This window comes from Herpetosiphon gulosus (genome assembly GCF_039545135.1).
GTDB lineage: Bacteria > Chloroflexota > Chloroflexia > Chloroflexales > Herpetosiphonaceae > Herpetosiphon > Herpetosiphon gulosus.
Genome location: NZ_BAABRU010000006.1, coordinates 94,025 through 119,809, shown reverse-complemented (window position 1 = coordinate 119,809; position 25,785 = coordinate 94,025). Strand labels below are relative to the sequence as shown.

Here is a 25,785-nt window from a genome sequence, read left to right as displayed (position 1 = left end):
AATGGCCGAATCCCTTGAAACTGATTTACAACTAACATGGCGCAGCCTTGGCATGCAATCGTCTGATCGAATTGCGGTTGATTTAATGGCTGAGCGTAGCGATTTGGCTTTGGTCAGCGGTCGGGCTAATTTGGCACAGGCAATTGTTAATCGGCTATTGACCCGCCAAGGTGAATTAAGCTTGCTTGGGCATCCCGATTATGGCTCGCGCTTGTATTTGCTGGTTGGCGAGCCACAAAGCCGCCGCACTCATCTGCGGGCTGAGTTTTATGTGCGCGAAAGTTTGGGCTTCGAACGCCGCATCAGTGAAGTCGTTTCGGTCACAATTGCGCCAATTATACCGCGCTCGGATCAACGTTCAACCCTCGAATTACAGGTTGTGGTGCGGCCAATCGATCAATCGGAGCCGTTGGTGGTGAATATAGCAGTAGCCTTGGAGGGCTAGCGTGACGATTCATAAAAAACAATTTAATGATATTTATGCCAGCATGGTTACCGATTCGCGCCAGCGCTTGCCACGGCTCTCCGATTTTGAAGAAGGAAGCGTGGTCCGTTCGCTGTTTGAATCGTTTGCCTATGAACTGGCGGTGCTCTACGAACAGCTCGATCTGGTCTATCAGGCTGGTTTTATCGATACGGCTGAGGGGTCGCAACTTGATCGGGTGGTGGCGATTTTAGGCATCAAGCGTAACGAGCCGGATTTTGCTACAGGCAGTGTCACCTTTCAGCGTGATAGCACCAGCGAAGAAACCTTGATTCCAATTGGCACGCTGATCACCACCAAGGAAGATCCCAAGCAAACGCCCTCGAAAAAGGCCTACATCACGACTGAAGAAGGCCGAATTGCGCCAGGCATGGCTACGGTTGAGGTGCATGTTCGAGCCGAAGAGCGCGGCAAGCAGATGACCACCGCCGAGCAAACGGTGAGCGTGATGCCGCGACCCTTGCCTGGCATCAAATCGGTGATCAATCCCAAGGCGATTGGCTTTCGTGGGCGCGAGCGCGAAACCGACCAAGAGTTGCGTGAACGAGCCAAACAAACCTTGCTAGCTTCAGGTCGTGCCTCAAGTTTGTCGATTGAAAATGCCTTGTTGAGTCTGCCGGAAGTCCGCGAGGTGCGGATTCACGAAGATTTTCATGATAATCCTGAAGGTCGTCCAGGCTCGATCGAAGTGTTTGTTGATGGCATGAACGAGCATAACGAGCGCCAATTGCGCCAACGTTTAGATGAGGTGCGGGCAGCTGGGATTTATGTGGTGCTTAAGCCAGCAGCACCGATTAATGTTGATGTAGTGATTCATATTGCGGCGAACGACCAGATTGCCAAGGCTGAAAAAGGCCTGCTTGAAACCCAAGTGCGCGAAGCTGTTGAAGCCTACTTTGGCCGTTTGGGCATGGGTCAGCCTTTGCTTTTCTCGCAACTTACCAGCGAAATTTTGCAAGTCAAAGGCGTAAATGATCTAATTAATTTGGAGTTGCAGCTTTATCGCGAGGCCGAAAGCAAGGCTCAAGGCATTGTGCAGTTGACCCGTAGCAGTAATTTGAATCAGACTTTGTTGGTTGAATTGCCATGTGAATTGCGCACGTTGGATAATCAACGCTTTTTGGTAACCAACCCTGCCAGTTTTGCCACCAATCAAACAACGATTGAGCTTCCGGTGCAGGCGATGCTAGCTGGACGTAGCGGCGAGCTAGCAACTAGCGCAGCTTTATGGGAAGAATTGGTGATTAATCAAACCAAATTGACGATTAGCAATCCCCAGCCAATTTTATTGCAACGTAGCAAACACACGCCGCAAGATAAGCGTTTGGAAAGCGCAATTTCCGAGCTTTTCAATGCTGGCAGCATTCGGGTAGCAGCTGAGCCAAAGGATTTGCCAATTTTAATCTTTATTAAATTGGTTGAGCCGGGCTTGGAGCGCGATGAGAAACGTCGCAAACTCGAGACTGCAATTCAAGAATATATTGCAAGTTTGACGCTTGGCTCAGCCATCCAAGCCAGCGAAATCGAGAAGAAAATTCGGTTGTATCATCGCAAAGATTTTAGCTTGCGGATGCTGGCGAAGCCCTTCCAAAGCAATGAACGCCCTGAGGATAGCGCGATTCAGGTCAGTATTATTGAAAAGCCCGTTTTGGCTAACCTACTGATCTATAGCGAACGGGTGGAATTAACGGGAAAACTTGAGTTGACGGTTGCGCCAACGACCAGCGATAGTCAACGTCGCCAAATTTGCTACGAAGTGCGCCGCGCAATTATGGCCTATCTCGATGATCTGGCTCCAGAGCAGGATTTAGAGCTAGCCCAGATCGAGGCAATCGCCAAAGCCCAGCTTCAAGTATTGCAAGTTGCCTTCAATTCCAAACACTACCAGCTCTACAATCTCTCGACTAATCCAGCGAGTGTGTTGGCTGAGCGCAATAACGGCAAGGTCGTCAAAATCGCCAGCTTTGAGAAGGTTTTTCTTGCCAGCGATAGTGCCAGTGATCCTGCGCTGCGCTTTGTAATACAGGCTTAATTATGCAACGATTAACTGGCAAAACGATCGCCCTCTTGCAACGCTTGGCCCATTTTTATGCTCCAGCCGAGGCGGGTGAGTTGCTGTTGCTGTTCGCCGAAATGTTTGGGCGCAGGCTCGAACGAGCTGAGCTTGATCTGTACCATGTGTTGCGTTCGCATCATGTCGAGACTGCGACCAACCAAGGCTCACAAGGCTATATTGCTCCAATCGAGCAGCGCGGCGATCTCGATAAGATTTTTGCGCTCTATCTTGAGGCCTTGGGTGGCACATCGCAGCTGATCAAAATGAACCCACGCTTTACCCCACGTTCATTTGATGCCTATCGTTTGAGCCAAATAATTCTGACCGAGCAAAGCCCACTCCAAGCCTATCTTGATCAACTGATCGATCCAACAACTTGGAAATTGCTGCGACGCTACACCGTGGAGTATGTCTATGTTTTGGGGGCTGAGGTTCAGGCAGGCTTGGTTTTAGAATTGTTGGTGCAGCGCACGCCGATCAGCGCAATCATTGCCCAACAAATTGCCGAACGCTGCCCACAGGAATATCAGCAACTTCAACGCTATAACGGCTCAAGCAGTATTAGCCGCGAATTAGCCTTGGCGGTCGCCCAAGCCTTGAATCAAGCAATTTTGGCTGATACTCAATTTTTTACCCGCCATTATGCTGTGCTGAGCAATTTGAGCTTGCCCGCCCATGCTTGGAGCTTGATCTATAGCCTGTATCGTGAGTTTTTGCGGCCAATTTACGGCCAAGAGCCAAACCCTGAGCGGCGCAGCCAACTGCTGAATGTGCTCGATCAAAGTGAATCGAGCCCCAATCCGTTGAGCGATGATGTAGCGCGTTTGAATCGAATTATTATTGATGCAGCTTTGGGCTATGATGCACGGCTACGGCCTTGGGGCTTGAGCGTGCGGCGAATTTCGAGCTTGCAAGAGGTGCGCCAAGCCTTAATGACGTTGCTCAATCAATTGCTTGATGACCCACAGTTGGTCAATGCTGAACGTTTTCCTGATTTGGCCGAAGATTTACCCACATTGCAAACCAGTTATGCCGATGATCTGATTCGCTTGAATCGCTATGCCTTGGAAACGACCTGGGATTATGCGCTTGAACCAAGCCATGCGCCCTATCGTGAGCGCTTGCAAGGCCTGATTGCCGTGCTCAAACGGGGAGCCTCGACCCGCCAAGGTATTTTGGATATTGTGGCAGCTAATTTAGGCATTGTCGGCAATGATCCGGCGGTGGCGGCAGCCAAAGCACTAATTGATATTGAAGAATTTCTTCCCAAACGAGCGCTCTTTTTTGCCGATAATCTCAAGTTCTACCAAGAATTTGCGGTCGATAATATCAATCGTAGCCCCGAAACGCCGCATATTTGGATTACGATGCTGAATGGACCATTTCGTGAGCTAACCAATATTGAGCTGATCGATATCAAAAGTGGCCAGCGGGTGCGCTTTCCTGGGCGTTTGCAAATTGGCGATCGTTTGACTTTGGAAGGTACGCAAGTGCTGCGCAATGGGATTGTGCCCCCCGAAGGCTTGATTGGTACGATTCCGCAATTGAAACCTGGCGTGGCCCGTTGGCGCTTGAATGCTGACATTATTGGGGCTGATGGCAAGGTTTACCCTGCTGGAGCCTTCGATAAACAAGCTTTTGATCAAACCCTCTTTGTGCCCGATGAGCCAATTGTGCGGGTCGAAGTTTCGTCGTATGCCCTGACCTATGGCGTGTTCACGGTCACAATTCCTTGGCATATTGCGGGCTTCACCGATAAATTTGATGAAGGTGGCGATCACCCGCGCCAACAAATTTTAAACTTGGTTAATCGGGTGAAGGCAGCAGGTGTGCAAGCCTTGGTGGCCTATAAACAAGTTTTCCAAGAAGAACACGACCAAGCTGATCGGCTTGATTTGCGAATTCAAGGCCGTTTACTCAATCAACAACACGATCTGAGCGATAGCTTTGACCTTGAGAGCCAGCAACGTAGCAATGAGCAGCATGATGTGAACGATAGCTTGGTGCTGGCAGGCCAATTTGATTACACCAGTTTTGATAGCCTCAATACATTTGCATAGAAGGATGAGTGTATGTTCAGGAGTGAGCATTTGCATATTGCCGGACGCTTGACGATTCAGCAATTTACCAGCGCTGGTGAGTTGGTCGAGCAAATTAGCGCCCATAACGATATTACCGTGGCCGGGCGCACGCTGGTTGCACGCTTGTTTAATCGCGAAAAGCAAGGCGACGTAATTCAGCGGGTTTCGACGATTCAGCTTGGAGGCTCGAAGGCCGCGTTTAATCCAGCCCATACCGCACTGGTTCAGCCAATTGGCATCACGAAAATTGCCCGCATCGAGCAACTTGACGTAACCGATAGTAGCAACAAGCCGCGAATTATGCTCCGGCTTACTGGTGAGCTTGGCGAGCGCGATTGTAACGGCGAGTTGCGTGAGGCTGGCTTATTTACCGAAGATGGCGTGATGTACAACCGCGTGATTTTCGACACGATCACCAAATCCGAGCAATTTAAATTGACATTAATTTGGGAAATTACCTTTTAGCGGGAGTCAGCAGCAATGGCCTATAATCATCAAGATAAACAAAGTGGGCAGCTTATTCGTGCCGCTGACTGGAACGAAATGAGCCGCGAAGTTGCGCGTTTGGATGAGGCGAAAGTTAATCGAACTGGCGGTGATGGTATCCAAGGGCCGCTCAAAGTGACCGCTGGAGCCGATGCAACCCAAGCTTCGCTCAGAGTTTCGGCCACCACCAATGGCCCGAAGGCTCCATTGGCTGAATTTCGCCATAGCAACCAAACCCAAGGCGTGAGCATTGGCTACGCCAGCATTTTGGCCACTGGTTCGAACCCCAATCAGCCGCTGGCGATTGCCGCGCGTGGTACCGACCCACTAACTTTGAATGCAGAAAGTGGCGGTAATGTTGGGATTGGCACGACCAACCCGCAGAATAAACTACAAGTTGAAGGCAATCTGCACTTGAATGGCAATGCCTTGTATCTGCGTAAAGGCGCAGCAGATCAATTTCATCTGCTACGTTGGCAAGAAACCACTGATCGAGTCGAGATTGGTGGTTTTCAAGGGGTGACCCTTGGCCATACCAAAGATGGCGCAAATGTGATCAAACCAGTTTTACAGGTTCGGGGTGATCAGCAGGTTGAGGTCAGTGGCAGTCTAACCGTTCAACTTGATGCATCAACGCGGAATGTGCCAATTTTACAAATTCGCCGTTCAACTGCCGCTCGTGAAGATGGTAAATTTGTCTTCTTAGAATTGTTTCAAGAATATGCGGCGGCGCTAGGCGAGGTGTATCCGAGTATTCGCTTTCATCATGGTAATCGCTATTGGCGACGGATTGAGGGCCGTAGTGATGGTTTCCATTTCAAAGATGGCGACATTAACAATGATAATTTAGTCGGACTTGTGGCTAGTAGCCTGCGGTTTGGTGATGGCACGACCCAAAGCACGGCGGTACGGGTCCAAGGGGGCTATGTTGATATTGGCGCTTTTCGCGGTAATAATCAAGTGAGCCAAGTACGTCGAGCAATTAGTTATGCTGGATTTACTGAAGCTCCTTCGGTTATTGTAAGCATTGTGGCGATTGATTCAGAGCGTGGCAATAACTTACGTTTTCATGGCTTTGCTGAGTCGGTGACCCGTACAGGTTGTACCATTGTCGCCCAGACTTGGGCCGATACGATTATCTATGGTTCGTGGGTTTCTTGGATTGCGATTGGGCGTTAGGAGTTAATCATGCGTCAACAACTTGAACAACGTTTAGCAACACTGAAAGAAGAATTTCAAGCAGGCCAAACTATGCTGGCTGAGCTTGAAGCCAAACGTGAAAATCTGAACGCCACTTTGCTGCGAATCAGCGGCGCGATTCAAGTTTTAGAAGAAGAATTGGCCCGTGAGGCAGACCAACTGGCCATCGAGGCCGCATGATTCAGCAACTGATCGAATCGCTTGGGGCGTTGCTGCACTATCATTTATTCGATAACGATCCCGATGCTAAACTTCAAGTGCTGATTGGTATACCTGCAGCTAATCCGCCAGCCAAATTGCCAAGTGTGGCGATTTATAGCACGCCGACCAGTTTTGGCCTGAAACAGCAGGATGAGCAGGCATGGCGTGAATTTAGCCAAGGCTGCACAATCGCAATTTATACCAAAGAGCCAGCGCAGGCTGAACGTTGGCTCTCGTTGAGCATCGGCGCGGTGCTAATCAGCCAAACTGAGCTGTTGCAGCATTATAATCAGCAGACCCCAGTACGCTATCAAAGTAGCATGGTCGAATCGCTGCATCAAATTTATTCAATTCAAGTGCTTGGAGCTGAGCCACAGGCGGCCAGCGGTTTTTATCAATGGCAGATTCAATTGCTGGTTCATGGCCAGTTTCAGGCCAAGTTGCGCCAGCCAGTTGAGTCCGACTATATCCGCGAAGTGCTGCTGCAACTTGCGCAAACTAGCCCTAATTTGCCTGAATAAGCTTCTTTTTTTGATCAATCGCGTAACTTTCTTGTTGGGTGCACGTATCACACAGCAAGAAAGTTACGCGATTGATTATTTAACCAGCACAAAATGCAGAGGGTGATTATGAACGAAGAATGGGATATTCACAGCAGCCAACGACCATCAATTCGCCAATTTATTGATCTTGCTAAACGCGAACATGATGCTGCAATGCAAGCCTTAGAGCCAGACCCCAATGCAGACCTATTAACCCAGCTTGATCAGCAATGGGCTAAAGAAAGCATGAAATATACTGGACCCCAGCGATCACAGTTTGGGATTCCAGTCAAACAAGAACCTCGGCCATTTATGCTGATGGGATTTACACTAGTGTTTAGCGCAATTACGAGCATATTCGTTGTCTTTAAAGCATATTGTGTTGGCTTTTTTTTCTTGCCGTTCATCATTTTGATGCTGTTTGGTGTACGTAATCAATTCCGTTTTGCCAAGGCTCAAAAAGCTTATTTGGCTAAACGAGCCCAATTAATTGCCCAACTGGGTTTAAGCCCTGAACAAGTTCCGTTGGCTCCAGTTGTGGAAAAACCACTGGTTCATCGTACACCATTGCTTTCGGCGGCCTCACAAATTCGTCAACTGCAAAATCATTATTATGGGATTCAAGATCAAGAACAATATCGACGTTCAGTTAAAAGCATTATTGCCCATGCGCCTGAGCATGAGCGTGATTATCTTAGGGCTTTGGCGGCAATTGAATCCGAATGGGTGCAAGCACGGCTTAAATATGTTCGCTTAGATCGTGAAACGAAGCGACTGAAAATACCTCGCGGCCAGCCGATCGCTAAGAGTATTCTTGGAATTGTAATTGCAGCGTTCATTGGCGGTTTGGCTCTCTTGCAAAGTGCTCCATTAATCACGATTCTATTTTGTGTTGGATTTATCGCGCTAATCATCATCGTTTCAATTCGCGATAATCAACGTGCCAAACAATATTACGAGTTGGAGCAATATTACACCGAGCAACGCAATCAAGTGAATTATCGTTTTCGCGATCGAACACCATTCTAATGCTTGTAGCTAGTTAATTAGTCACCTTGCTGTACGATATCACCAATACCATTATGCATAAAATAGAAATTGAAATTAATGCTATTAAGGATGTTAAAGATGTCTAAGCAATCTAAAATTTATGAACGGATTGATAACGATCAGCAAAATGCTCAATATACTGAAAAAGGATTTGATTCTCGTGCTAATCCATTAACAGAATTAGACCAACGGAGGCTGAAAGAACACTCGAAATATCTTGGCCTTCGTAGCGCTAAGCGGGGGGAATCCTCAGGAAATCCGCTGATCTTGATCGGATTAGCTGGTTTATTGTTGATTATAGGAATTATGCTATGGCCTAAGGTCAATAGTATTTTCTTACTCCCGCTCTATTGTGGCTCAATTCTATTTATAAGTCTTGGCTTGATCATAGTTTTAGGCCTGAGGAATGCCTTCCAAGAAACATTGGCCGAACGGCGCTATTTGAAACAGCGTGCGGCTTTGATAAAAACCTATGGTTCTGCGATTCAACCTTCAAGCTTAAAAGGTTTATCATATAATTACCCCAAAAGTAGCCGCTCAGAAGCTGAGACGCGTTTTCACGAGCTGCAAAAAGCCCATTACCATGACCCCAAACGTAATCAAGCCTATCATGCGGAAATTCAACGCTTGATTGACCATGCACCTGAAGCCGATCGACATTATCTCTCTGAATTGGATCGCTTAGAACGTAGCTGGGTTAAAGAGCGTTATGAGTACTTAACCTTTGATCCAGAATCAAACAGTTATACGACTCCAACCATGGGTGCTGCTTGGATGATTTTAATAGGTGGGATAGGTATGCTTGGAGCTGCTGTCGTTATGCTGTTCCAAGGCAAATCATTGATGCATAGTAGTTTTATTGGCTTTTTTGGATTAATCTTGGTTGGAGGATTTTCTTCAGTCTATAAGCAAGGCCACTCATTGGCACAAGCAGAGCAACGTTATTTTGCTGAGCGCCAACGGATTAGCCAAGATCATGGGCGTTAGAACTAGGCAGATTTGGCACGATCAAATGATTGCCAAATCTGCTTTTTCGATTGAGAACTAGCGTTTTTGTTCGCCTTCAGCTGCCTGACGACGCAATAATTCGAGAATTTTGGTTTGAGGCAAGCCGGTTTGCGCGGCAAGGCGAGCTACTTCTTGAGCAAGGTCACGCGGATTCAGCGCCAAGATCCGTTTGGCCTCGGTGGCTTGGGTCTTTTTATCAATCATCGCGGAACTCCTAATATTGGCTCGAGCTGAGTTTGTTGTATTGTAGCGCAATATTTAGGTTAAGCCTCAAAGCATTTAGCGTTTAAGTTTGTTGAGCAAGCGCATAATGTGACCATTATTAATCGTTTGTAGGCGGTGTTCGAGCTGAGCAATATGCTGATTTTTTGCCTCAATCGTTGCTTCAAGTCGTTGCACATATGTGTTCATCGCTTGAAGTTGTTGGGCCAGTGTGGCATGATCGCGTTCAAACCAGATTAATTTTTGGTGGATCTCGTTTAAGTGCTCACGATAGAGTTGGCGTGAAGGTTTGGCCGCATAGATGGTTAATAATAAGTGCTCAGCTGATTCATCGCAATAAAATGTTTCGAAGCCTGCTTTGGCTAAAACCATGCTTAATGTTTCGGCAGTATAGTGAACTGGATGCGAGGCACAAAAAATATGTGAGCTATTGCCCCGCCGCACATATTCATCAGCAAAACGATAGGCAGGAACTTGAATTGCTAACACGCCAGTTGGGCTAAGCGATTCGGCAAGCTGGCTAAGCATCTGAACTGGCTCATGTAAATGCTCGACCACATGCCAGCAGGTAATTAAATCGAATGGTTGGTTTTTGGGAAGATCGCTGAGGCTTGAGTAGATGGTTAAGCCGAAGCGTTTGCGGGCTTCAGCGGCTGCCACTTGCGATAATTCGACTCCAGTCGTTTGCCAGCCACGGCGGGCGGCAGCAGCTAGCAGGTAACCACGATTGCAGCCCACATCGAGCATTCGACCAGGCGTTAGCTCAGTCATGGCTTCAATCCAATCGATAATGCCTTCGCGAGCCTGAACAGCCTGGGCTTGGGTTACCTCGTCGTATTGATAGACAAGGCTTTGATCTTCTAACATATGCGTGCCAAGTAGCGAGAGCCGTGGATTGAGGTAGACGATTGCACAAGCAGTACATTGATAGAGCGATAAGCCCTCTTCAAGATAGGCCTCAGGATAATGCCCAACAAAATTAGCTTGAGGGTGGTTGCAAACTGGACATCCAGCTAAGTGCTCGGTTGGTAAAGCTTGAATCGTCACAATGAAAATCCTTTCCACTTAAACACTCGAAACTGCTAGCAGTGCGCTATTATACCAAAGCCAATGGGCAGCATTTGTGCTTCAGTTTGTTACACGAGTGATACAATTGGCCGTGATATTTTGCAGTATAATTGGCTGGCTATGAAACATATTGCTGTTGTGATTCTCAATTTTAATTCGGGCGATGTGCTGAAGCCATGTTTAGCCTCTCTCTCCGACCAAGCCTGGAACGGCCAGCTTGATGTATGGGTGGTTGATAATGCTTCATCCGACAATAGCGTGGCCATGGTACGCGCAGAGTTTCCATGGGTGCGGTTAATCGCCTCGCCGCAAAATATTGGCTTTTCGGCGGGCAATAACCTCGCCTTGCGCCAGATTTTGGCCGAAACTCCAACGCCCGAGGCCGTTTTGGTGCTCAACCCTGATACGGTTGTACCAAGCAACGGGATTGCAGGCATGGTTGAAGCCTTAGTCGAACGCCCCAAAGCAGGCATCATTGGGCCAAAATTGGTATTAGCCGATGGCTCGCTCGATTTAGCCTGTCGGCGGGCGTTTCCTTCAGCCGAGGTAGCGCTCTACCGCATGATTGGCTTATCGAAGCTGTTTCCCCGTTCGCCACGTTTTGGCCGCTATAACATGACGTACCTCGACCCTGACGAGACCACTGAGGTTGATTCGATTGTCGGGGCGGCAATGTTGTTGCGGACTGAGGTTTTGCGCGATGTAGGCTTGCTCGATGAAGCCTTTTTTATGTATGGCGAAGATATCGATTGGTGTTATCGGACTAAGAGCTATGGCTGGCAAGTTTGGTATGATCCACGAGTGACGATTTTGCACTATAAACGGGTTTCGAGCACCCGTCGCGCCGTGCCATCAATTCGGGCTTTTTATGATGCGATGCGGATTTTTCACCGTAAACATTATGAAGCAACCACCTTGGCCCCATTGAATTGGCTGATTAACCTTGGGATTACCCTAAAAGAATGGCAAGCCTTGGGGCGTAATCGATTACGCCCCTTAGCCTCACGTCGAGCAACCCATGGCAACAACCACAATGCTTAATCAAACAACCGTTGTTACGCGTCGTTATCGCTATGTTGTACTGTTGCTGCTGATGGGCTGCGATATTATTGGCGTGAACGGCGGTTTTTTTCTGGCCTATTACCTTAATTTGGCAGCGATTGTGCGCGAATTTCAGCCACCTAGCTTTGGGCAGGTGTTGCTGACATTGGCGGTGCTGAATGCTTTATTTGGCACGCTATTCACGGCGAATGGGCTTTATCGCATGCAACGAGGTGGCTCACGCATCGACGAAGGCTATCATATTTTTCGGGCGATCTCGATTGGTACAATTATGTTTATCGCCCTGAATAACTTGTTTCCGTTAATCAACATCACCACCCAAACCCTCGTTTATGGCTGGGTTTTGGCGACGATTGGCACGACAATCTTGCGCTTGATCTATCATCGGGTGATTGGTCAATTGCGCTTGCGCGGCTATGATACGCGACGGGTTCTGATTATTGGGGCTGGGGAAATTGGCCAATTGGTCTATCGCCAAATGAGCAAAGCACCGAGCCTTGGCTACCAAATTATTGGCTTTCTTTCTGATGATGTGCTAACTGGCCAGCAAGTTGTTGATGATGTGCCAGTTTTGGGCAAACGGGCCAAACTTGGGTTAGCCGTGCGTACCTGCGCGATCGATGAGGTGATTGTTGCGCTCAGCGGAGCCTCATATAACGATGTGTTTGAGTTGGTTTCGCAAGTTGAGGATGAAAGCGTTTCGATCAAAATCTATCCTGATGCATTTCAATTGATTACCAACAACGAAGTTTCGGTTGGCGAATTAAGTGGTTTGCCCTTGATCACCGTGCGAGCTGTGCCGCTTGATCGCCAATTAAATCGTACAGTCAAGCGCTTGTTGGATATCGCGGTTTCGGCGGCGGCCTTGATTATGCTTTCGCCATTATTGCTGCTGATTGGGATTTTGATCAAAATTGATTCGCCAGGCCCAGCTTTTTTTATTCAAGAGCGGGTTGGCCGTGACGGCAGGCCATTTAAGATGATTAAATATCGTTCGATGCGGCTTGATGCTGAGAAACTGGGCACTTGGACAACCCCCAACGATGATCGCCGCACGCGCCTGGGTACATTTTTGCGGCGCTTCTCAATCGACGAACTACCGCAATTTATCAATGTATTGTTGGGTGATATGAGTGTGGTTGGGCCTCGGCCTGAACAACCGCGCTATGTTGCCCAATTTAGCGAACAAATTCCACGCTATATGCATCGCCATCGGGAAAAAGCTGGTATTACTGGTTGGGCACAGGTCAACGGCCTCCGGGGCGATACGTCAATCGAGGAGCGCACCCGCTACGATCTCTACTATATCGAAAATTGGTCGCCGATGTTCGATATCAAAATTATTATTCGGACTGCCTACAACGCGATTCGTGGTGATGAAAATGCCTACTAAGAGTTCACTTGTAGCATGGTAGGTTTTTAAAAAAATGATGGGTAATCCACTGGCGATCACCACCCTTCCGTCCCGTCTCAAGGCGGGAAACACAGGGGGATTTCATCCCCCTGTACTCCTAACTCATAGGCCTTTCATTCCCCAAACCTCAAGTAACATTTAAGCAAACAGCGGTGTATCGCCCTCGCTGCGTTCGCGTGGTAACCACCAAATTGGAATCAAGGCAATCAAACAAACCACAGCGGCAGCAAAAAAAGTGCTGTGATAGACCGTCATCTCATTTTGGGTGAACGCTGCGAGCGCCTTGCCATTCTCTAAATCTTCGAGGGTTAATACCAAGCGACTGTTGAGGCTGTTGCGATAGGCTAAACTCCACGAAGCCAAGGCTGAAACGCCCAAGGTAATGCCGACCATGCGTAATGCATTGAGCAAACCAGCTGCCGTGCCCATCGATTCGCGGGCAACCGTGCCAATCGCTGCGGCGCTCAAGGCTGGTAACACCAGACCAAAGCCGGTTCCGGTAAGCAACAGATAAATTGTTAACATCCATTGGTTGGTTTCCAGGTTCCAAAAGCCAAGCAGGCTAAAACCCACCGCAGTGATGATCATGCCAAGGCTGGCAACTAAGCGGGCGCTGATCCGCCGCATGAGCATACCGCCCAAAACGGCTCCAATGGGAATCATAACCGTCAAGCGCATGAGGGTTAAGCCACCGCTTAGGGCATCGCCTGAGAGCACGGTGCCAACAAAAAACGGCACATTGACCATTCCAACAATCAAGGCCATGCCAACCAGTAAATTGGTGATATTGGCGGCACTAAACGCTGGAGTGCGAAAGGCGCTCAGTTCAATTAATGGCGTTTTGGTGCGGCGTTCCCACCAAATAAAGCCAATAAAACTGACTATGGTTAACCCCAAAAGCCCAATTGTGAGTGGCGATGTCCACTCAACTGCATATTGGTCGAGATTGCCGCTTTCGGCACTTGGCTCAACGGCAAGACTGCCAAGCGAGCGCGAAAGCGCCACCGTTAACGCGGTTAAACTGATCGCGATCAAGCCGCCACCAATATAATCGACTGCGCCACGATTGCCTGGCCGATTTGGCAAAGTTCGGATAATCGCCCATGCCAAGGCTGCGCCTAAGGGTACATTTAGCCAGAAAACCCAGCGCCAACCATCAACATCCAAGAGTTGAATTTGTGAGATCAGGCCACCGTAGGCAGGGCCAAGCACCCCACCAGCCTCGCCAGCAGCGCCCATAACGCCCAACGCGGTTGCATGATGAATTGGCTTAACTTCGTCCATCGAGATTGCGAGGCCGATTGGCAGCACAGCACCACCGCCAATGGCTTGAACGATGCGCCAAGCGACCAACGACCAAACGCTATTGGCCAAGGCGCAGCCAATCGAGCCTACTACAAAAACCCCTAGCGCTGCCAAAAATAACCGTCGATGGCCGTAGGCATCGGCGATGCGTCCAAGCAACGGCATGGCGACTGTGTAGCCAAGCAAATAGCCAGTAATAACCCAAATGCCCTGTTCAAGCGCTTGATCAACGCTTAAACCCAAGGTGCTGACCACATTTGGTAAGACGGTGATTACCACCGTTTGGTCGAGAGCGGCCAAAAAAATGATCAGGGCTGTCCAAATCAAGCCCCATGGCCAGCGACGTGTTTCTGTCATATGCGCGATTCCTACCGCTAATTCCTCTCCGTGCTGCATCATAGCATGCAGCTTTAGCCCCCGACAAGGATTGTCACGGGCGTTAACAGATTGGCGTAATTTTGAAGGCTAAACAGCGCTCCTTGCTTAAAATCGATTAATTATTGGGCAACCCGAAGTGTTAGCAAACGCATGAGGCTGCACCATTGGTTTGCGAGATCGATGATCACATCTAGATATTGGCATCTCTGATTGCCGATTAGACCCAATTAATCTTGTAAAATAAGGCTGTTCCAAAATTTTAATAAATTGCCCTGATGATTAAAAGGGCATATTTTGATTTTATTCCTGCGTAACGCCCTCAATCCGATCGATTCCACAGCGCCACTGAAGCCGATCTGTGACTCATCTGATGTCTGCTCGTTTGCTTGATCGAGCTAGCGTTGGCAAACGTCAACTTCGAGGGCTTGCGCTATATCGGCATTGAGTGAGGATAGCTCATGGAACCATCAGATTCTGCGCAGGCTGCGTTTATGGCTGCTTCTGCTGAATCCCAAACTTTAACCGCCACTGATTGGCAAGCATGTTTGCGCACAGTCAACCAAATTGCTCATCTCATGGCCCAACATCTTGATCTAGGAGCATTACTTCAGCAGGCGCTTGTGATTATTAGCGAGGACTTTAAGTTTGCAACCCTGCGCCTGTTGTTGCTTAATCGGCCTGCTGCTGATAGTTTGATCTGTCGGGCGGGAATTGGCCCAGCCACCCTTCCGTTGGCGATTGATGCGCTTTTGCCGACCGATCAAGGAATTATCGGGGCGGCTATCCAACTTCGTCAGGTAGTCTGGATCGATAATGCCCCAAGCTTGTCGCATTTGGCGATTCCGATCATTATTAGTGAGCAGCTTGAAGGAATTCTCTATATCGAATCGCAGCGCCTCGTATTGACTGATGATCTGACCAATTTGGCGATTGTAGCTGATCAGCTGGGGGTGGCGATTGAAAATGCCTATCTCTTTGATCAGCTTCAGCAACATTTGACTGAAACCCAGTTGATGTTTGAAACCAGCCATAACATTAGTAGTGCTCGCACGGTTGCCGAGGTTGTGGCGGCATACCTTAACCATATTGCTGCTCGCCGTCGCTATGCTTGCACCGTGGTTTTGTATGAGTTTGATGCCCAAGGCCAGTTTGTGGCTCGCACGGTCAAGGGGCGTTGGTCGCCAGAACATGGGTTATCTTCGAACCACGATCGCCAACCCCATGAACGTGATGCCTTAGACGATTTGCTTGATGCAGGCGCGACGGTGACGATTGCCGATGTGCGCACCGACCCGCGGGTTGCACCTGGTTTGCGGCGCATGCAAGAGGCTGAACAACGCTTAGCAATGGCCTTCATTCCATTGATTGTGCGTAGCCAGCGGATTGGTTTGGTTGTACTGACTGATTCTAATCCGCATGAGTGGTCGCATGCTGATCTGCATCCCTATCAAGTTACGGCTGAGCATCTGGCGATTGTAATTGACAATCGTCGTCAACAACGCTTGCTGTATGCTCACGGCGAACGGATTGCGGTGTTGGATGAGCGCCAGCGGCTCGCCCGTGATTTGCATGATTCGGTAACCCAAATGATCTTCAGTATTACACTGATCTCGCAAACCGTTACCTCGGCTTGGCAGCGTGACCCAGCTGAAGGTGAGCGTCGGGTTAATCGTTTAATCGAATTGAGCCAACTAGCGCTTGCCGAAATGCGCTCATTGCTGACCGATCTCCACCCGATCGAGCGTGATCATCCGCAGGTGGTGGGTTATGTTCAACCTACGCTACCAGCAACCCCCGATCAACCGAGCAAATTGCTTCAGCGATTGCACAAATATGCAACTGAGGTGATTGGCGATCCGCTTCAAGTCAGTTTTGATACCACTCATTATGCGCAGCAATCAGCCGTCTACGAAGATGCACTCTATCGAATTATCCAAGAAGCATTGAATAATGTCAGCAAACATGCCCAGGCCAGCCATGTGGCGGTAACCCTCCGCGTTCATGGCAATCGGCTGATCTTGAGTATTGAGGATGATGGGATTGGCTTCGATCAATCGAGCCAGCCAGCGAGCCAAGGATTAGGTCTCTACAGCATGCGTAAACGCGTCGCAGCCTGTGGCGGAACGCTGACGATTACTCTTGGGGCAGCCGCAGGGACGATGGTGCAGGCCATCTTCCCACGTGAAATGTCCCATGTCAGGAGCTAGCCATGACCAACACTATCCGAATTATGCTGGTTGATGACCATGCAATTGTGCGCGAAGGGCTGCGCATTCTCTTAGCTGAGGATGCCGAATTTTTGATTGTGAGCGAGGCCCAAAATGGAGCCGAAGCGATCGAATTAGCCCCAATCGTGCAGCCACATGTTATTTTGATGGATCTCGTGATGCCCAACGTCGATGGAATTCAGGCGACCCAAGCACTCCAACACGTGCTGCCAACCAGCCGTATCATCGTTCTGACCAGTTTTAGTGATGATCAATGGGTCAGCAAGGCAATTCAAGCGGGCGCAAGTGGCTATCTGCTGAAAAACGTGCTCAAGGCTGAGCTATTTTTGGCGATTCGCACGGTTGCGAGTGGCCAACCCTTTTTACATGCCGAAGCCCAGCGCACCTTGATGCGCCGATCAACTGCTCCGCCCTCGCTCTTACCAACCCTAACCGAGCGTGAACGCAGTGTGCTCGATGGGATTGTTGGCGGCCTGAGCAATAAAGAAATTGCCCGCTCATTGCATCTAACTGAGGGTACGGTTAAAGGGTATGTGAGTACAATTCTCACCAAGTTGGCAGTGGCCGACCGGACTCAAGCGGCGCTGTATGCCATCAAACATGGCTTTGATCTGACCCAATGAAGCGTCAACCCTATCTTTAGTTAGGGTTTCTAGCAGCCTTTTGATAGCCCAAATTACTAGCCTAGGCTAGGTGTGGGTTGCCAAGTATTCTCGTATCCTAATTTCCATGATTCCAACGGCCCAATCATTCCAAACCACAAATATAGAGTGTGTTTCTCTATCGTTGTCCAACCAAAGCGGTCTTGGTTTTTCGGTTATTAGGAGGAGCGATGATTAATCGTAGTTCATGGCCATTTCGTAGCCAGTTGCTGGTGAGTACTGGACTTATTGGGTTTATCGTTCTACTCACAACACTTTTGACCACATCATCATCGGCCCAAACGCGCGAGTGCCGTATGGCTGATGCGTTGAAGATTTGTGCGAATACGTTTATTGCAACCGATCCCACGCATTTTATCGCCCGCGACGATGTGACGCTGGCGATTGGTGATGCACCACCATTGATCAGCGTTGGTGCGGTTGGCTCGAATCTCGGCGAATTTGTGTTCGCTGCCGATCAGTCGGTGCTGTCGGGCGCAGTTAAATTTATTGGCGATAATGCTAGCTTGCCGCTGGTTGCCTCAACCTATAACGCCAACAACACGCCGAAAGAGGTGTTTGAGGTTGATACAACTGGCCTAACGATTACCAATGACCAAAGCAGTGCTGATCCAATCGGCGTAATTGCTAATAGCACGATCAGCCTGCACTTCCTTGATCGCTCGGGTGTGCGCAGTTTTTATAAAACCAGCGACCCTAGCGAAACCGAAGATCTGAGCTTTGTGTTTGATTTGGCCGCCGCCGAGTTTCGGGCTGAACTGCCGATTAATCTGAACATTGCCGCCTTGAACCCAAGCACTTCTGAGAATCCTAATCTCAATATTGTGGTGAATCTCAAATATTCACGGCAAGGCGTGCTCTCAGGCAGTGTTGATAATTTCACCATGTCGCTGGCTGGCATGAGTGTTGCGGTCAAAGAGATTGACCTATCAACTGGAGCATTTGAAGCTGGCTTGGTCGAAGTTTCGCGGGCTGCAAACCCCGATCTGCCAAATTTCGATCCTGCTAACCCAAATTTGGTTTTTTCACTGCAAAATCTCAAGTATGCCAATCGCAGTTTTAGCATTGGCGGCGGCTCGGTGCCAATTCCTGATTGGAAGTTTGGCGGCAACTTCAGCATGACCGACCAGACCTTGAGCATTGGTCATGATAATGCGACTGGCACCTCAACCGTCAGTGTCAACTCAACCTTGATTTTTGGCAATGTGCTGAACCAACCAGAATCAGCCACGCCGCGCGAAGTAACGCTGACATTTAGCGCGGTCAAGGTCAATGGAGTTTTCAAACCTGTTTTCAGCGCTACCGTTGCTGAAACCACCGTTGCAATGGGGCCACTGAATTTTCGCCTACGCGGGTTGAGCTTAATCGGCGATACGGTGGAAAATTTCTATGGTTTGAAAGCAAGCGCGGTTGATCTGCTGTGGTCAAGTGATATGGGCGGTCAATCAGCAGCAGGTATTACAGGCTTCAAATTTGGCATCAACAAAGATGGCAAGTTACAATTTGCCCTTGGCGGCGCGACGATCAGCACGCCCAACATTTCGAGTGGAGTTTTACAAGGTAGTAGCATCGTTGGTCAGTTTGGGGTAGCCCAAGAAACCCTTAGCCTAACCGTTACTGGTAACCTGAGCGTAAAAATCCCAGGCAACAGTGGCGTTGGGGCGGGCTTGGTGATGGTGGTACGTGGCGGCCCGAATGTTGCGCCGATCGGCAGCCAAAATTGTGCCCAATCACCATGTATCAAGCGCTTCGAAGCCTCACTAACCAACTTTAGCGTCAAAATTGCTGGCTTCAGCATGGCTCTGGAAAATCCCCGCTTCCTTGATGATGGTGGTTTTGCCGCTGATAGTGCTCGACTTTCGATGTCGGATCTCATGGGCAACCTGACTGCTGATGTGGCAGGACTCCGCATCAGTGGGCGCGGCGAAGTTTCGGTAACTGGCGGTGGGATTGAGTTGCCACCACTCAAGATTGCTGGCACCAATTTTGTTGGTTTCCGTGGCTTCTTCAGCAAAGATGGCGCTGGCTACATGTTCGCTGGTGGCGCAACTCTGAGCATGCCTGGCTTTGATCCCAGCGGTGGCTCAACAATCTCGGTTGATGTGACGGTCAAAACCTTACCAACCGGGGCGTTTAATGAGTTGGATGTGGTGGTGGCCTTTGAGTCGTCGCCTGGTATTCCGTTGGCCAATAGCGGTGCTGCCTTGACCAAGATGAGTGGTTCGTTCTCGATCAAATCGGGCACGGTCACAATCGGGGTTGGCATCGAGGTAAGCTCAGTTGCTCGACTCGCGGGAATTCCGCTGGTTTCGGCTGAGGGAACTGCAACCTTGGTGGTTGACCCATTCAAGTTCTCGCTGACTGCTAGTATGAAAGTGTTGATCTTTGAAGTTGCTAGCGCTAGTGTGAGCATTGGTCACGAAGCTGGATTTAGCGGCGGCAAAGGCCTGCATGCAAAATTCCAATTTGAGGCGGTGATTGTTCGTGGTGGGTTGGAACTGCGGGTTGGCACGGTAACGGTTCGTAGCTGTACCCCTGCTGGCTCAACCAATTGTGTTGATCAGCAAAAATTACGCTTTGCTGGCTCAGCACGAATGTCGGTTGGCTTGCGCAAAGGCCAGTTTGGCCGCGCTTTACCACCAAAAAATATTACTTTTGGCTCGGTTTCGTTCCAAATGGGTGAGTTCGTGCAATCGGGTGGTGGTACGACAGTGGGCATGTTGGGTCGGGTGAGCTGCTGTTTCAATATCTTCAAAGTGAGCGTATTTGTTGATCTGAATAAGCCAGTTGGCTTGAATACGGGCTTTGTCAAGCTAGTCAATCCGAAAAACTATCGCCTGATTAACTCGCTCCAAATTGCTCAGAGTATTGAGCAAGGCGAACCAGGCTACAGCCAACGGATCGTTTCACGGCCTGTCAATCCTGGGAAATCGGGTGGTGCATTATTTGCGGCAATCCCTGAAGTTACCGTACCAGTTGTGATTACCTCGACCGCTAGTGGTTACTTTGGAATTCACTTTGCTGGAACTCCCTCAGTTGAGCCAGTTATCCGCTTGATTCTGCCTGATGGGACGGAATTGAATGAAGGCAATGTCAATGACACGACTCAAACCTTGATTCGTGACTACACCACCGTGATTACTGAAGGCAATGACTTGGCCTTTATGCTCGAAACGGCCACGCCTGGCACGTATAGCCTGATTATTGAGGGGCCACCAAGCCAATATGAAGTTGTTGCCTATCAACTGAACAATCCCCCAATTTTTGATAGTGCGACATTGGCTTGTGGTGGTGCGACAACCCCCGGCGTGACGGTAACTTGTAATTCGGCTCCAACTGGCAGCCAAGTTACGGTCAATTGGGCAACTCGCGATACCGATGACCCTGATGCCAAAGTTTCACTAGTCTATTCCAGCGTCATTACTCCAACTGAGCCAATCGATGTAGGTTTGAGCACGGTTATCAGCGATAACATCAAACTTGGCACAGGCCAGCATGTTTGGGATCTGAGCGAGATTCCAAGTGGTCAATATAAGCTGGCACTCTTTGCCGACGATGGCCGTAATCAACCAACAGTCCAGCAGTTAGATACCTTGATTGTGGTCAATGACCAGCGTGCACCCAAAATTCCAACCAACCTGCAGGCGACCCCCTTGCCCGGTCAACTGTTGGTCAAATGGACACCGAACAAGGAAATGGATCTCGGTGGCTACGAGATTGGCTTTGGCGAGGTCAATGATCCAAATGAGTTTCTCTACTCCCGCAATATGGGTGGCAAAGAGATGATCTTTACTGCGACGAACCAGCTTGATGCCAAATTGTGGGGCTTGAAAGACAATCAATCGATCTTCTATGGGATTCGGGCTTATGATCTTAGTGGCAACTACAGCGCTTGGTCGCCGTTGGTTGTGGGTACGCCATGGCCGCTAAGTCCCCATGCTTGGAATCCAGTGCCTGGAGGACGCGGTGTGACAACCACCAAGATTGAGGCTGCCTTTGAAACCCCGCTGAGCGAAGCATCGCTGAGCAATGCCTTCCAAGTTCGCAATGCCAGCAATCAGTTGGTAGCCGGAACACCAACCTATCTCTATAACCTTGATCAGACCGAAATTATCGGATTTAGCTTCAAGCCTAGCGCTACGCTAGTGGATGGCGAGATCTACACTGTGACCATTCGCGGCGGAGCCAATGGAATCAGAGCGAAAGATGGTCGCCAGATGCCTGCTGATTTCAGTTGGAAATTCGAGGTCGAGTCGTATCAAATCTATCTGCCAGCCGTGAAGCGCTAAACTATCACGATCTGACTTAACTAAATCAGCCTCTGCCAATTATGGGCAGAGGCTGATTTTTAATCCTTAGAATGATTGATCTATTTACGGATGGGGTATGGATTGGGGATTAGGCTTGCACTGCATCTCATTCACAACTTCGGCGAGGCTTTTATTGGCCAATACTTGTTGCATGGCAGCTTCGGCGTGGCTAAAAATGGTACTAAGCACTGGCTGAATTGTGCGCCCACAGCGACAATCTTGGTTGGGCGAGCTGGCATGCAAGGGCAGAATCCGGCAATTTTCGGTAGCATGATAAATATCGTTGAGGGTAATTTCATGAGCCGAACGCGCTAAACGGGTTCCGCCATCAGCGCCATATTCGGTGTGGACTAAGCCCGCTCGGTTGAGCATGCCCAGAATCCGCCGAATAACGACCGGATTGGTGTTGACGCTGGCTGCAATACAGCTTGAGGAAAGAGCTTGATTTGCATTGGTTTCAAGCAGTGCCAAAATATGCACCGCCACAGCGAATCGACTGCTTGCACTCATATTTTTTGCCTCATTGTGAATATGAAACAAGTATAGTTACATTTTAACTCGCTGTCAATTACGCTCAAATGGCGCTTTGGTGATGATTTGATAACAATTGACTCAATACCATATTTTGATCAGGATGATTGATTTCATGCAAACAGGCGCTCAATCGCGATGCGTGGGCTGCTCAAAATCGGGATATTTTGTTGACATAATTTTGCTGCTTCCGCCATTGAAGCTTGGGCCAATACAATCACATCAACCTGATCAATCATTGCAAGCACAGCGGCAATTTGTTGTAAATAGCTGGCTTGATCATTGGTCAAAAAGGCTTCCCATGCATTCAAACAGGTATAATTGCTAATTTGAATTGCTTTGGCCTGTTGTTGAGCTACAGCCTTGAGCAAGGCATGGGTTGGTTCGAGGGTACTAGCCAAAGCTGCAACGACCGCAATTCGTGAGCCAAGCGCAATTGCCTGCTCGGCCATAGCCCGATCAACCCGAATCACCATTGGATTGAGCGTTTCGGCCAAGCCGCCGAGGGTTGAGCAAGTGCAAATGATTCGCTCTACGCTATTGGCTTGAAGTTGTTCAATGATTTGAGTAAGTTGTTGGGCGATTGCGCTAGTTAAGCCTGCTTGACGAGCTTGTTCGAGCAAGGCTGGCACAACCACATGCTCAACAGCACACGTTGGCTGAATTTCGCCAACCAGTTGTTCAAAGGTAGCGCTATGCACGGCGGCAGTATGGATAAAACCTAGTTTGCTGATCATTGTTTTTCGACAACCTCGGCTAGTTGTTCGGCGGCTTCGGGATTGTTGGCGGTGCTTTGAATTGGCGTTGGTTGGCTGGTTTGGCTTGGCACACCAGCCAAAGCTTCTTGGACTAAAGTTTGCATTCGTTGCATCGCATCACGGGCGAAACGCAATTGTAAATGCCGCCCAAACAACTTAAAGCCTAGCCAATAGAACGGGTTGCGAATACGTCCGGTTTGCGAGAAGGCATGAATTCGAAACAACACTTGGCCTGTTTCCAGCAATTTAACGATCGTAAATTCAATTTGACCACGCTCGAAATGGCCTTGCAAGGTTTGGTAGTTATAACCCCAAACTCGCTCAGGGCCGTGTTCAGTATCGCGAGTTTCGTCGATCACCCCGCCAATTTTTACCCCAAAATAGAAGCTAAAGCCCAAAAATGTGCCACGTAGCAGCATAATTCGCTGTTCGAGTGGCTGATCGGGAATAAAAATTCCGGTGATCAGATCGGGCGGTGGAAAACGATATTCGCGCAGCACAGCGCAAGCTGCTTGCCAAGAGCCTTGAGCTTGGGGCTGGCCTGGCGGTTCGGGTGGTAATTCAGCCTCATAATCATCAACATTCCAGCCATTTTCCTTGGTATATTCGTGGACGCGCTGCAAATCGAAATTGAGCTGCGCATCGCGATAGGCCTCAATTTGCTGTCGGTATTGTTGCCATAATGGTTGTTCAGTCATGAATCACGACCTCGCCCTCCGGTGTTTGTTCAATGGTGCTGGTTTGGAGTTCGCCGAGTTGTTGGGCTTGGGCAAATTCAACCACTCGTTGGCAAAAGGTGCTCCAAACTTGGGTTTGCACCACTTTGCCGATGCGATAGGCCATTTCGACCAAGCCATCACGCGAACGGGCTTCCGAAGCAATTTCAAAGTGCCAGGCATTAGCTTGTTCAGGGTGTGGTTTAAACTCAAAATGAATCTGTCCTGCTTCGGGATGCCCCTCAAGGGTGCAAAAGCCAAAGCGCAACGGCTGGTTGGTGCACACCCGCACCGAGCCATTCCACGGCCCTAAAATCGCAATATCATACTCATCGCCAACCTGCATCACTCGCTCATTGCCCGTGGCTTTGCGAAAATCGGCAAATAAACCAGGGCTGAAATCGGGCAAATTGGCTTTGATATGCTTAACTAAGCTTTCGGGCGATTGATTGAGCGCCTGAAAATCGACCCAATAGCGGCGACGATAGAGTGAACCACTGCCCGTCTGCGGTGTTTGAGCGATTTTGCCGCGTTTGAAACGGCGCTGCCAAAGTTGCACCAAGCCGATTGCTCCCAACCCAATCCCAAACATCCAGCCAAATTGCCGTCGTTGCATCGTTAACCTCAATTGTAACTCAGTTGCTGGCGTAACTCTATGCAAAAACAGCACCACGATTTTTTAGTTTTGGCCTGAAAATATTTTCAAATAGATTCGATAGGTTTATACTATGTGCGTTGATAGTTGCTCGTAGAGGAGAGATTATGCCTCGATTCGATACGTTGGATAGCATTGATTGGGCTAACTTGCACCATGCCTATGGTGAAGCAAGCGATATTCCTGCACATTTACGTAATCTAACCGATCCTGATCAAGCTGTTCGGCTAAAAGCGCTCGGCGCATTAGGTAATTCAATTGCCCATCCATGTGGGGTCTATCCAGCTAGTCTTGCTGTAATTCCATTTTTGCTTGAGTTAGTTGCTGATCCGGATCAATCAGACCGTGGGGATATTCTTGAAATAGTCCGCTTTATTGCCCAAGGCCAAAGTTGGCATGATTCGCATCAAACATTGCTTCAATTAGCGGGAATAGATAATGCCGAGGTTGCAGAACAACGTGAGCAAGAGTTAACGGTTGTTACCCAGATTAAACAAACCTTCCAAGGCTATTTAGCGTTTTTTGTTAGCTTGCTTAACGAATCGGATGAGCTGGTTTTTCAGGAAGCCTTGGCTCTTCTAAAGCGGCTTACACCAACCGAAACAGCCATTCAACAGGTTATTGAAACTTCCTCAACGCATAATCAATTGGTGGTTCGGGCCGATTGTTTGGTTTTATTAAGTCGCTGGAATTGCACCGAGGCTTTATCAATTGCTCAGCAATTGTTTACTAAGGCAACAGATGATCTCTTAAAATTGACCTCCGCAATGGTGATTGTGTCTGAAACTCTACCTGCGCCAATTCCCTTGTCGATCAACAATTATTTAGTAGATGTAATTGAGCAGCATGATCCTCGATTAATTATGCAGTATGAATCGTTAGTATTAACTGGTGGTTTTTGGCTTGATTTAGCCTGCTGGTTATTGGAAGTTGAATCTACGGTTCGTGATACTTGTGCTCCTTATTTTGTGCAGGCGATTGAGCAACATCCGTATGAACGTCATCTAAAAGCGGCATTGCTTGTTGTATTTGGAACACGTAAGGTTGACCATGATCATATACTAACGCCTTTACAACGCCAAGTTGTGGCAATTATTGCCGATACTGCTTATTGCAAAGTCGGTATGGATGTACCATTACTCAACCTGTTAGATAGTTTTGGGTTGCCAAGTAGCATCCCTGTGCTTGATGCGTATTTGGGCTATCCTAACGCCCAACATCCTGGTTTGGAAGTTGTCAGCAAACAGGCTGATGCTGAATATAGGGCTCGTCACAGACAGAAATCATTAAACAAAAGTAACTAAAGCTGGCCCGTTGGCCTGAAAATGCCTTGTTCTACGCGAACAGGGCATTTTTGTAACTCATTAT

22 protein-coding genes are annotated in these 25,785 nt (G+C 48.8%); 15 read left to right on the top strand and 7 right to left on the bottom strand.

From position 1 onward, the window contains the following. The first annotated feature begins 1 nt into the window (after position 1). The 9 genes from ABEB26_RS09535 (at position 2) to ABEB26_RS09495 (ending at position 9,087) form a co-directional block, all read left to right on the top strand. Positions 2–445, top strand: coding sequence for a GPW/gp25 family protein (locus ABEB26_RS09535; protein ID WP_345721750.1), 444 nt, complete (start codon positions 2–4; stop codon positions 443–445). A gap of 1 nt (position 446) precedes the next feature. Next, on the top strand, positions 447–2,516 hold the full coding sequence (locus ABEB26_RS09530; RefSeq protein WP_345721749.1) for a baseplate J/gp47 family protein: 2,070 nt from the start codon (positions 447–449) through the stop codon (positions 2,514–2,516). Positions 2,517–2,518: 2 nt separating this feature from the next. Then, entirely contained in the window at positions 2,519–4,600 is a 2,082-nt protein-coding gene (locus ABEB26_RS09525) for a hypothetical protein (protein ID WP_345721748.1), read from the top strand. Between the two features lie 12 nt (positions 4,601–4,612). After that, positions 4,613–5,086 (top strand): hypothetical protein, encoded by a 474-nt coding sequence (locus ABEB26_RS09520; protein ID WP_345721747.1) that lies wholly within the window; start codon positions 4,613–4,615, stop codon positions 5,084–5,086. Between the two features lie 15 nt (positions 5,087–5,101). Continuing rightward, positions 5,102–6,286: an H-type lectin domain-containing protein gene (locus ABEB26_RS09515; RefSeq protein WP_345721745.1), complete on the top strand. Its 1,185-nt coding sequence runs from the start codon at positions 5,102–5,104 to the stop codon at positions 6,284–6,286. Between the two features lie 9 nt (positions 6,287–6,295). Beyond that, entirely contained in the window at positions 6,296–6,487 is a 192-nt protein-coding gene (locus ABEB26_RS09510) for a hypothetical protein (protein ID WP_345721744.1), read from the top strand. Then, positions 6,484–7,029, top strand: coding sequence for a hypothetical protein (locus ABEB26_RS09505; protein ID WP_345721743.1), 546 nt, complete (start codon positions 6,484–6,486; stop codon positions 7,027–7,029). Before ABEB26_RS09510 ends, ABEB26_RS09505 begins: the two co-directional genes overlap by 4 nt. A gap of 108 nt (positions 7,030–7,137) precedes the next feature. Next, positions 7,138–8,079, top strand: a complete 942-nt coding sequence (locus ABEB26_RS09500; protein WP_345721742.1) for a hypothetical protein — start codon at positions 7,138–7,140, stop codon at positions 8,077–8,079. 99 nt (positions 8,080–8,178) lie between these two features. Beyond that, complete coding sequence (locus ABEB26_RS09495; RefSeq protein ID WP_345721740.1) at positions 8,179–9,087, top strand: hypothetical protein; 909 nt, start codon at positions 8,179–8,181, stop codon at positions 9,085–9,087. A 57-nt stretch (positions 9,088–9,144) separates the two neighbouring features. Here ABEB26_RS09495 and ABEB26_RS09490 read toward each other — a convergent pair whose 3' ends face one another. Together ABEB26_RS09490 and ABEB26_RS09485 are read right to left on the bottom strand one after the other, a co-directional pair. Continuing rightward, positions 9,145–9,312: a hypothetical protein gene (locus ABEB26_RS09490; protein ID WP_345721739.1), complete on the bottom strand. Its 168-nt coding sequence runs from the start codon at positions 9,310–9,312 to the stop codon at positions 9,145–9,147. A gap of 75 nt (positions 9,313–9,387) precedes the next feature. Further along, the gene (locus ABEB26_RS09485) at positions 9,388–10,377 is read right to left on the bottom strand and encodes a class I SAM-dependent methyltransferase (RefSeq protein ID WP_345721738.1); all 990 of its coding nucleotides are present in this window, start codon (positions 10,375–10,377) and stop codon (positions 9,388–9,390) included. A 141-nt stretch (positions 10,378–10,518) separates the two neighbouring features. On the opposite strand from ABEB26_RS09485, the gene ABEB26_RS09480 reads away from it, so the two are divergent. Both ABEB26_RS09480 and ABEB26_RS09475 read left to right on the top strand, forming a co-directional pair. Then, positions 10,519–11,439, top strand: coding sequence for a glycosyltransferase family 2 protein (locus ABEB26_RS09480; protein ID WP_345721737.1), 921 nt, complete (start codon positions 10,519–10,521; stop codon positions 11,437–11,439). Continuing rightward, complete coding sequence (locus ABEB26_RS09475) at positions 11,417–12,853, top strand: undecaprenyl-phosphate glucose phosphotransferase (protein ID WP_345721736.1); 1,437 nt, start codon at positions 11,417–11,419, stop codon at positions 12,851–12,853. Before ABEB26_RS09480 ends, ABEB26_RS09475 begins: the two co-directional genes overlap by 23 nt. Positions 12,854–13,012: 159 nt before the next feature. Here ABEB26_RS09475 and ABEB26_RS09470 read toward each other — a convergent pair whose 3' ends face one another. Further along, on the bottom strand, positions 13,013–14,536 hold the full coding sequence (locus tag ABEB26_RS09470; protein ID WP_345721735.1) for an MFS transporter: 1,524 nt from the start codon (positions 14,534–14,536) through the stop codon (positions 13,013–13,015). 479 nt (positions 14,537–15,015) lie between these two features. Here ABEB26_RS09470 and ABEB26_RS09465 point away from each other — a divergent pair, with 479 nt between their 5' ends. From ABEB26_RS09465 to ABEB26_RS09455, 3 genes are all read left to right on the top strand, one after another. Continuing rightward, positions 15,016–16,764, top strand: a complete 1,749-nt coding sequence (locus ABEB26_RS09465) for a sensor histidine kinase (RefSeq protein ID WP_345721734.1) — start codon at positions 15,016–15,018, stop codon at positions 16,762–16,764. 2 nt (positions 16,765–16,766) lie between these two features. Further along, positions 16,767–17,408 (top strand): response regulator, encoded by a 642-nt coding sequence (locus ABEB26_RS09460; protein WP_345721733.1) that lies wholly within the window; start codon positions 16,767–16,769, stop codon positions 17,406–17,408. Between the two features lie 209 nt (positions 17,409–17,617). After that, the gene (locus ABEB26_RS09455) at positions 17,618–21,736 is read left to right on the top strand and encodes an Ig-like domain-containing protein (protein WP_345721732.1); all 4,119 of its coding nucleotides are present in this window, start codon (positions 17,618–17,620) and stop codon (positions 21,734–21,736) included. Positions 21,737–21,820: 84 nt separating this feature from the next. Here the strand turns inward: ABEB26_RS09455 and ABEB26_RS09450 are convergent, their stop codons facing one another. The 4 genes from ABEB26_RS09450 to ABEB26_RS09435 all read right to left on the bottom strand — a co-directional run bounded on the left by ABEB26_RS09450 (position 21,821) and on the right by ABEB26_RS09435 (position 24,378). Further along, positions 21,821–22,267 carry an Rrf2 family transcriptional regulator gene (locus ABEB26_RS09450; RefSeq protein ID WP_345721730.1) on the bottom strand — a complete coding sequence of 149 codons (447 nt, stop codon included), beginning with the start codon at positions 22,265–22,267 and terminating at the stop codon, positions 21,821–21,823. 134 nt (positions 22,268–22,401) lie between these two features. Beyond that, positions 22,402–23,025: a hypothetical protein gene (locus ABEB26_RS09445; protein WP_345721729.1), complete on the bottom strand. Its 624-nt coding sequence runs from the start codon at positions 23,023–23,025 to the stop codon at positions 22,402–22,404. After that, on the bottom strand, positions 23,022–23,744 hold the full coding sequence (locus tag ABEB26_RS09440; protein ID WP_345721728.1) for a DUF1990 domain-containing protein: 723 nt from the start codon (positions 23,742–23,744) through the stop codon (positions 23,022–23,024). Before ABEB26_RS09440 ends, ABEB26_RS09445 begins: the two co-directional genes overlap by 4 nt. Beyond that, positions 23,737–24,378, bottom strand: coding sequence for a DUF1990 family protein (locus ABEB26_RS09435; RefSeq protein ID WP_345721727.1), 642 nt, complete (start codon positions 24,376–24,378; stop codon positions 23,737–23,739). The genes ABEB26_RS09440 and ABEB26_RS09435 overlap by 8 nt, the downstream gene beginning before the upstream one ends. A 146-nt stretch (positions 24,379–24,524) precedes the next feature. Here ABEB26_RS09435 and ABEB26_RS09430 point away from each other — a divergent pair, with 146 nt between their 5' ends. Next, on the top strand, positions 24,525–25,721 hold the full coding sequence (locus tag ABEB26_RS09430; RefSeq protein ID WP_345721726.1) for a hypothetical protein: 1,197 nt from the start codon (positions 24,525–24,527) through the stop codon (positions 25,719–25,721). Positions 25,722–25,785 lie beyond the last annotated feature (64 nt).

Excerpts from the sequence above, each read along its gene's own strand:
- ABEB26_RS09535 (WP_345721750.1), top strand. The coding sequence starts at position 2 with ATGGCCGAATCCCTTGAAACTGATTTACAACTAACATGGCGCAGCCTT.
- ABEB26_RS09525 (WP_345721748.1), top strand. The coding sequence starts at position 2,519 with ATGCAACGATTAACTGGCAAAACGATCGCCCTCTTGCAACGCTTGGCC.
- ABEB26_RS09520 (WP_345721747.1), top strand. The coding sequence starts at position 4,613 with ATGTTCAGGAGTGAGCATTTGCATATTGCCGGACGCTTGACGATTCAG.
- ABEB26_RS09515 (WP_345721745.1), top strand. The coding sequence starts at position 5,102 with ATGGCCTATAATCATCAAGATAAACAAAGTGGGCAGCTTATTCGTGCC.
- ABEB26_RS09510 (WP_345721744.1), top strand. The coding sequence starts at position 6,296 with ATGCGTCAACAACTTGAACAACGTTTAGCAACACTGAAAGAAGAATTT.
- ABEB26_RS09505 (WP_345721743.1), top strand. The coding sequence starts at position 6,484 with ATGATTCAGCAACTGATCGAATCGCTTGGGGCGTTGCTGCACTATCAT.
- ABEB26_RS09500 (WP_345721742.1), top strand. The coding sequence starts at position 7,138 with ATGAACGAAGAATGGGATATTCACAGCAGCCAACGACCATCAATTCGC.
- ABEB26_RS09495 (WP_345721740.1), top strand. The coding sequence starts at position 8,179 with ATGTCTAAGCAATCTAAAATTTATGAACGGATTGATAACGATCAGCAA.
- ABEB26_RS09490 (WP_345721739.1), bottom strand. The coding sequence starts at position 9,312 with ATGATTGATAAAAAGACCCAAGCCACCGAGGCCAAACGGATCTTGGCG.
- ABEB26_RS09480 (WP_345721737.1), top strand. The coding sequence starts at position 10,519 with ATGAAACATATTGCTGTTGTGATTCTCAATTTTAATTCGGGCGATGTG.
- ABEB26_RS09475 (WP_345721736.1), top strand. The coding sequence starts at position 11,417 with ATGGCAACAACCACAATGCTTAATCAAACAACCGTTGTTACGCGTCGT.
- ABEB26_RS09470 (WP_345721735.1), bottom strand. The coding sequence starts at position 14,536 with ATGACAGAAACACGTCGCTGGCCATGGGGCTTGATTTGGACAGCCCTG.
- ABEB26_RS09465 (WP_345721734.1), top strand. The coding sequence starts at position 15,016 with ATGGAACCATCAGATTCTGCGCAGGCTGCGTTTATGGCTGCTTCTGCT.
- ABEB26_RS09460 (WP_345721733.1), top strand. The coding sequence starts at position 16,767 with ATGACCAACACTATCCGAATTATGCTGGTTGATGACCATGCAATTGTG.
- ABEB26_RS09455 (WP_345721732.1), top strand. The coding sequence starts at position 17,618 with ATGATTAATCGTAGTTCATGGCCATTTCGTAGCCAGTTGCTGGTGAGT.
- ABEB26_RS09450 (WP_345721730.1), bottom strand. The coding sequence starts at position 22,267 with ATGAGTGCAAGCAGTCGATTCGCTGTGGCGGTGCATATTTTGGCACTG.
- ABEB26_RS09445 (WP_345721729.1), bottom strand. The coding sequence starts at position 23,025 with ATGATCAGCAAACTAGGTTTTATCCATACTGCCGCCGTGCATAGCGCT.
- ABEB26_RS09440 (WP_345721728.1), bottom strand. The coding sequence starts at position 23,744 with ATGACTGAACAACCATTATGGCAACAATACCGACAGCAAATTGAGGCC.
- ABEB26_RS09435 (WP_345721727.1), bottom strand. The coding sequence starts at position 24,378 with ATGCAACGACGGCAATTTGGCTGGATGTTTGGGATTGGGTTGGGAGCA.
- ABEB26_RS09430 (WP_345721726.1), top strand. The coding sequence starts at position 24,525 with ATGCCTCGATTCGATACGTTGGATAGCATTGATTGGGCTAACTTGCAC.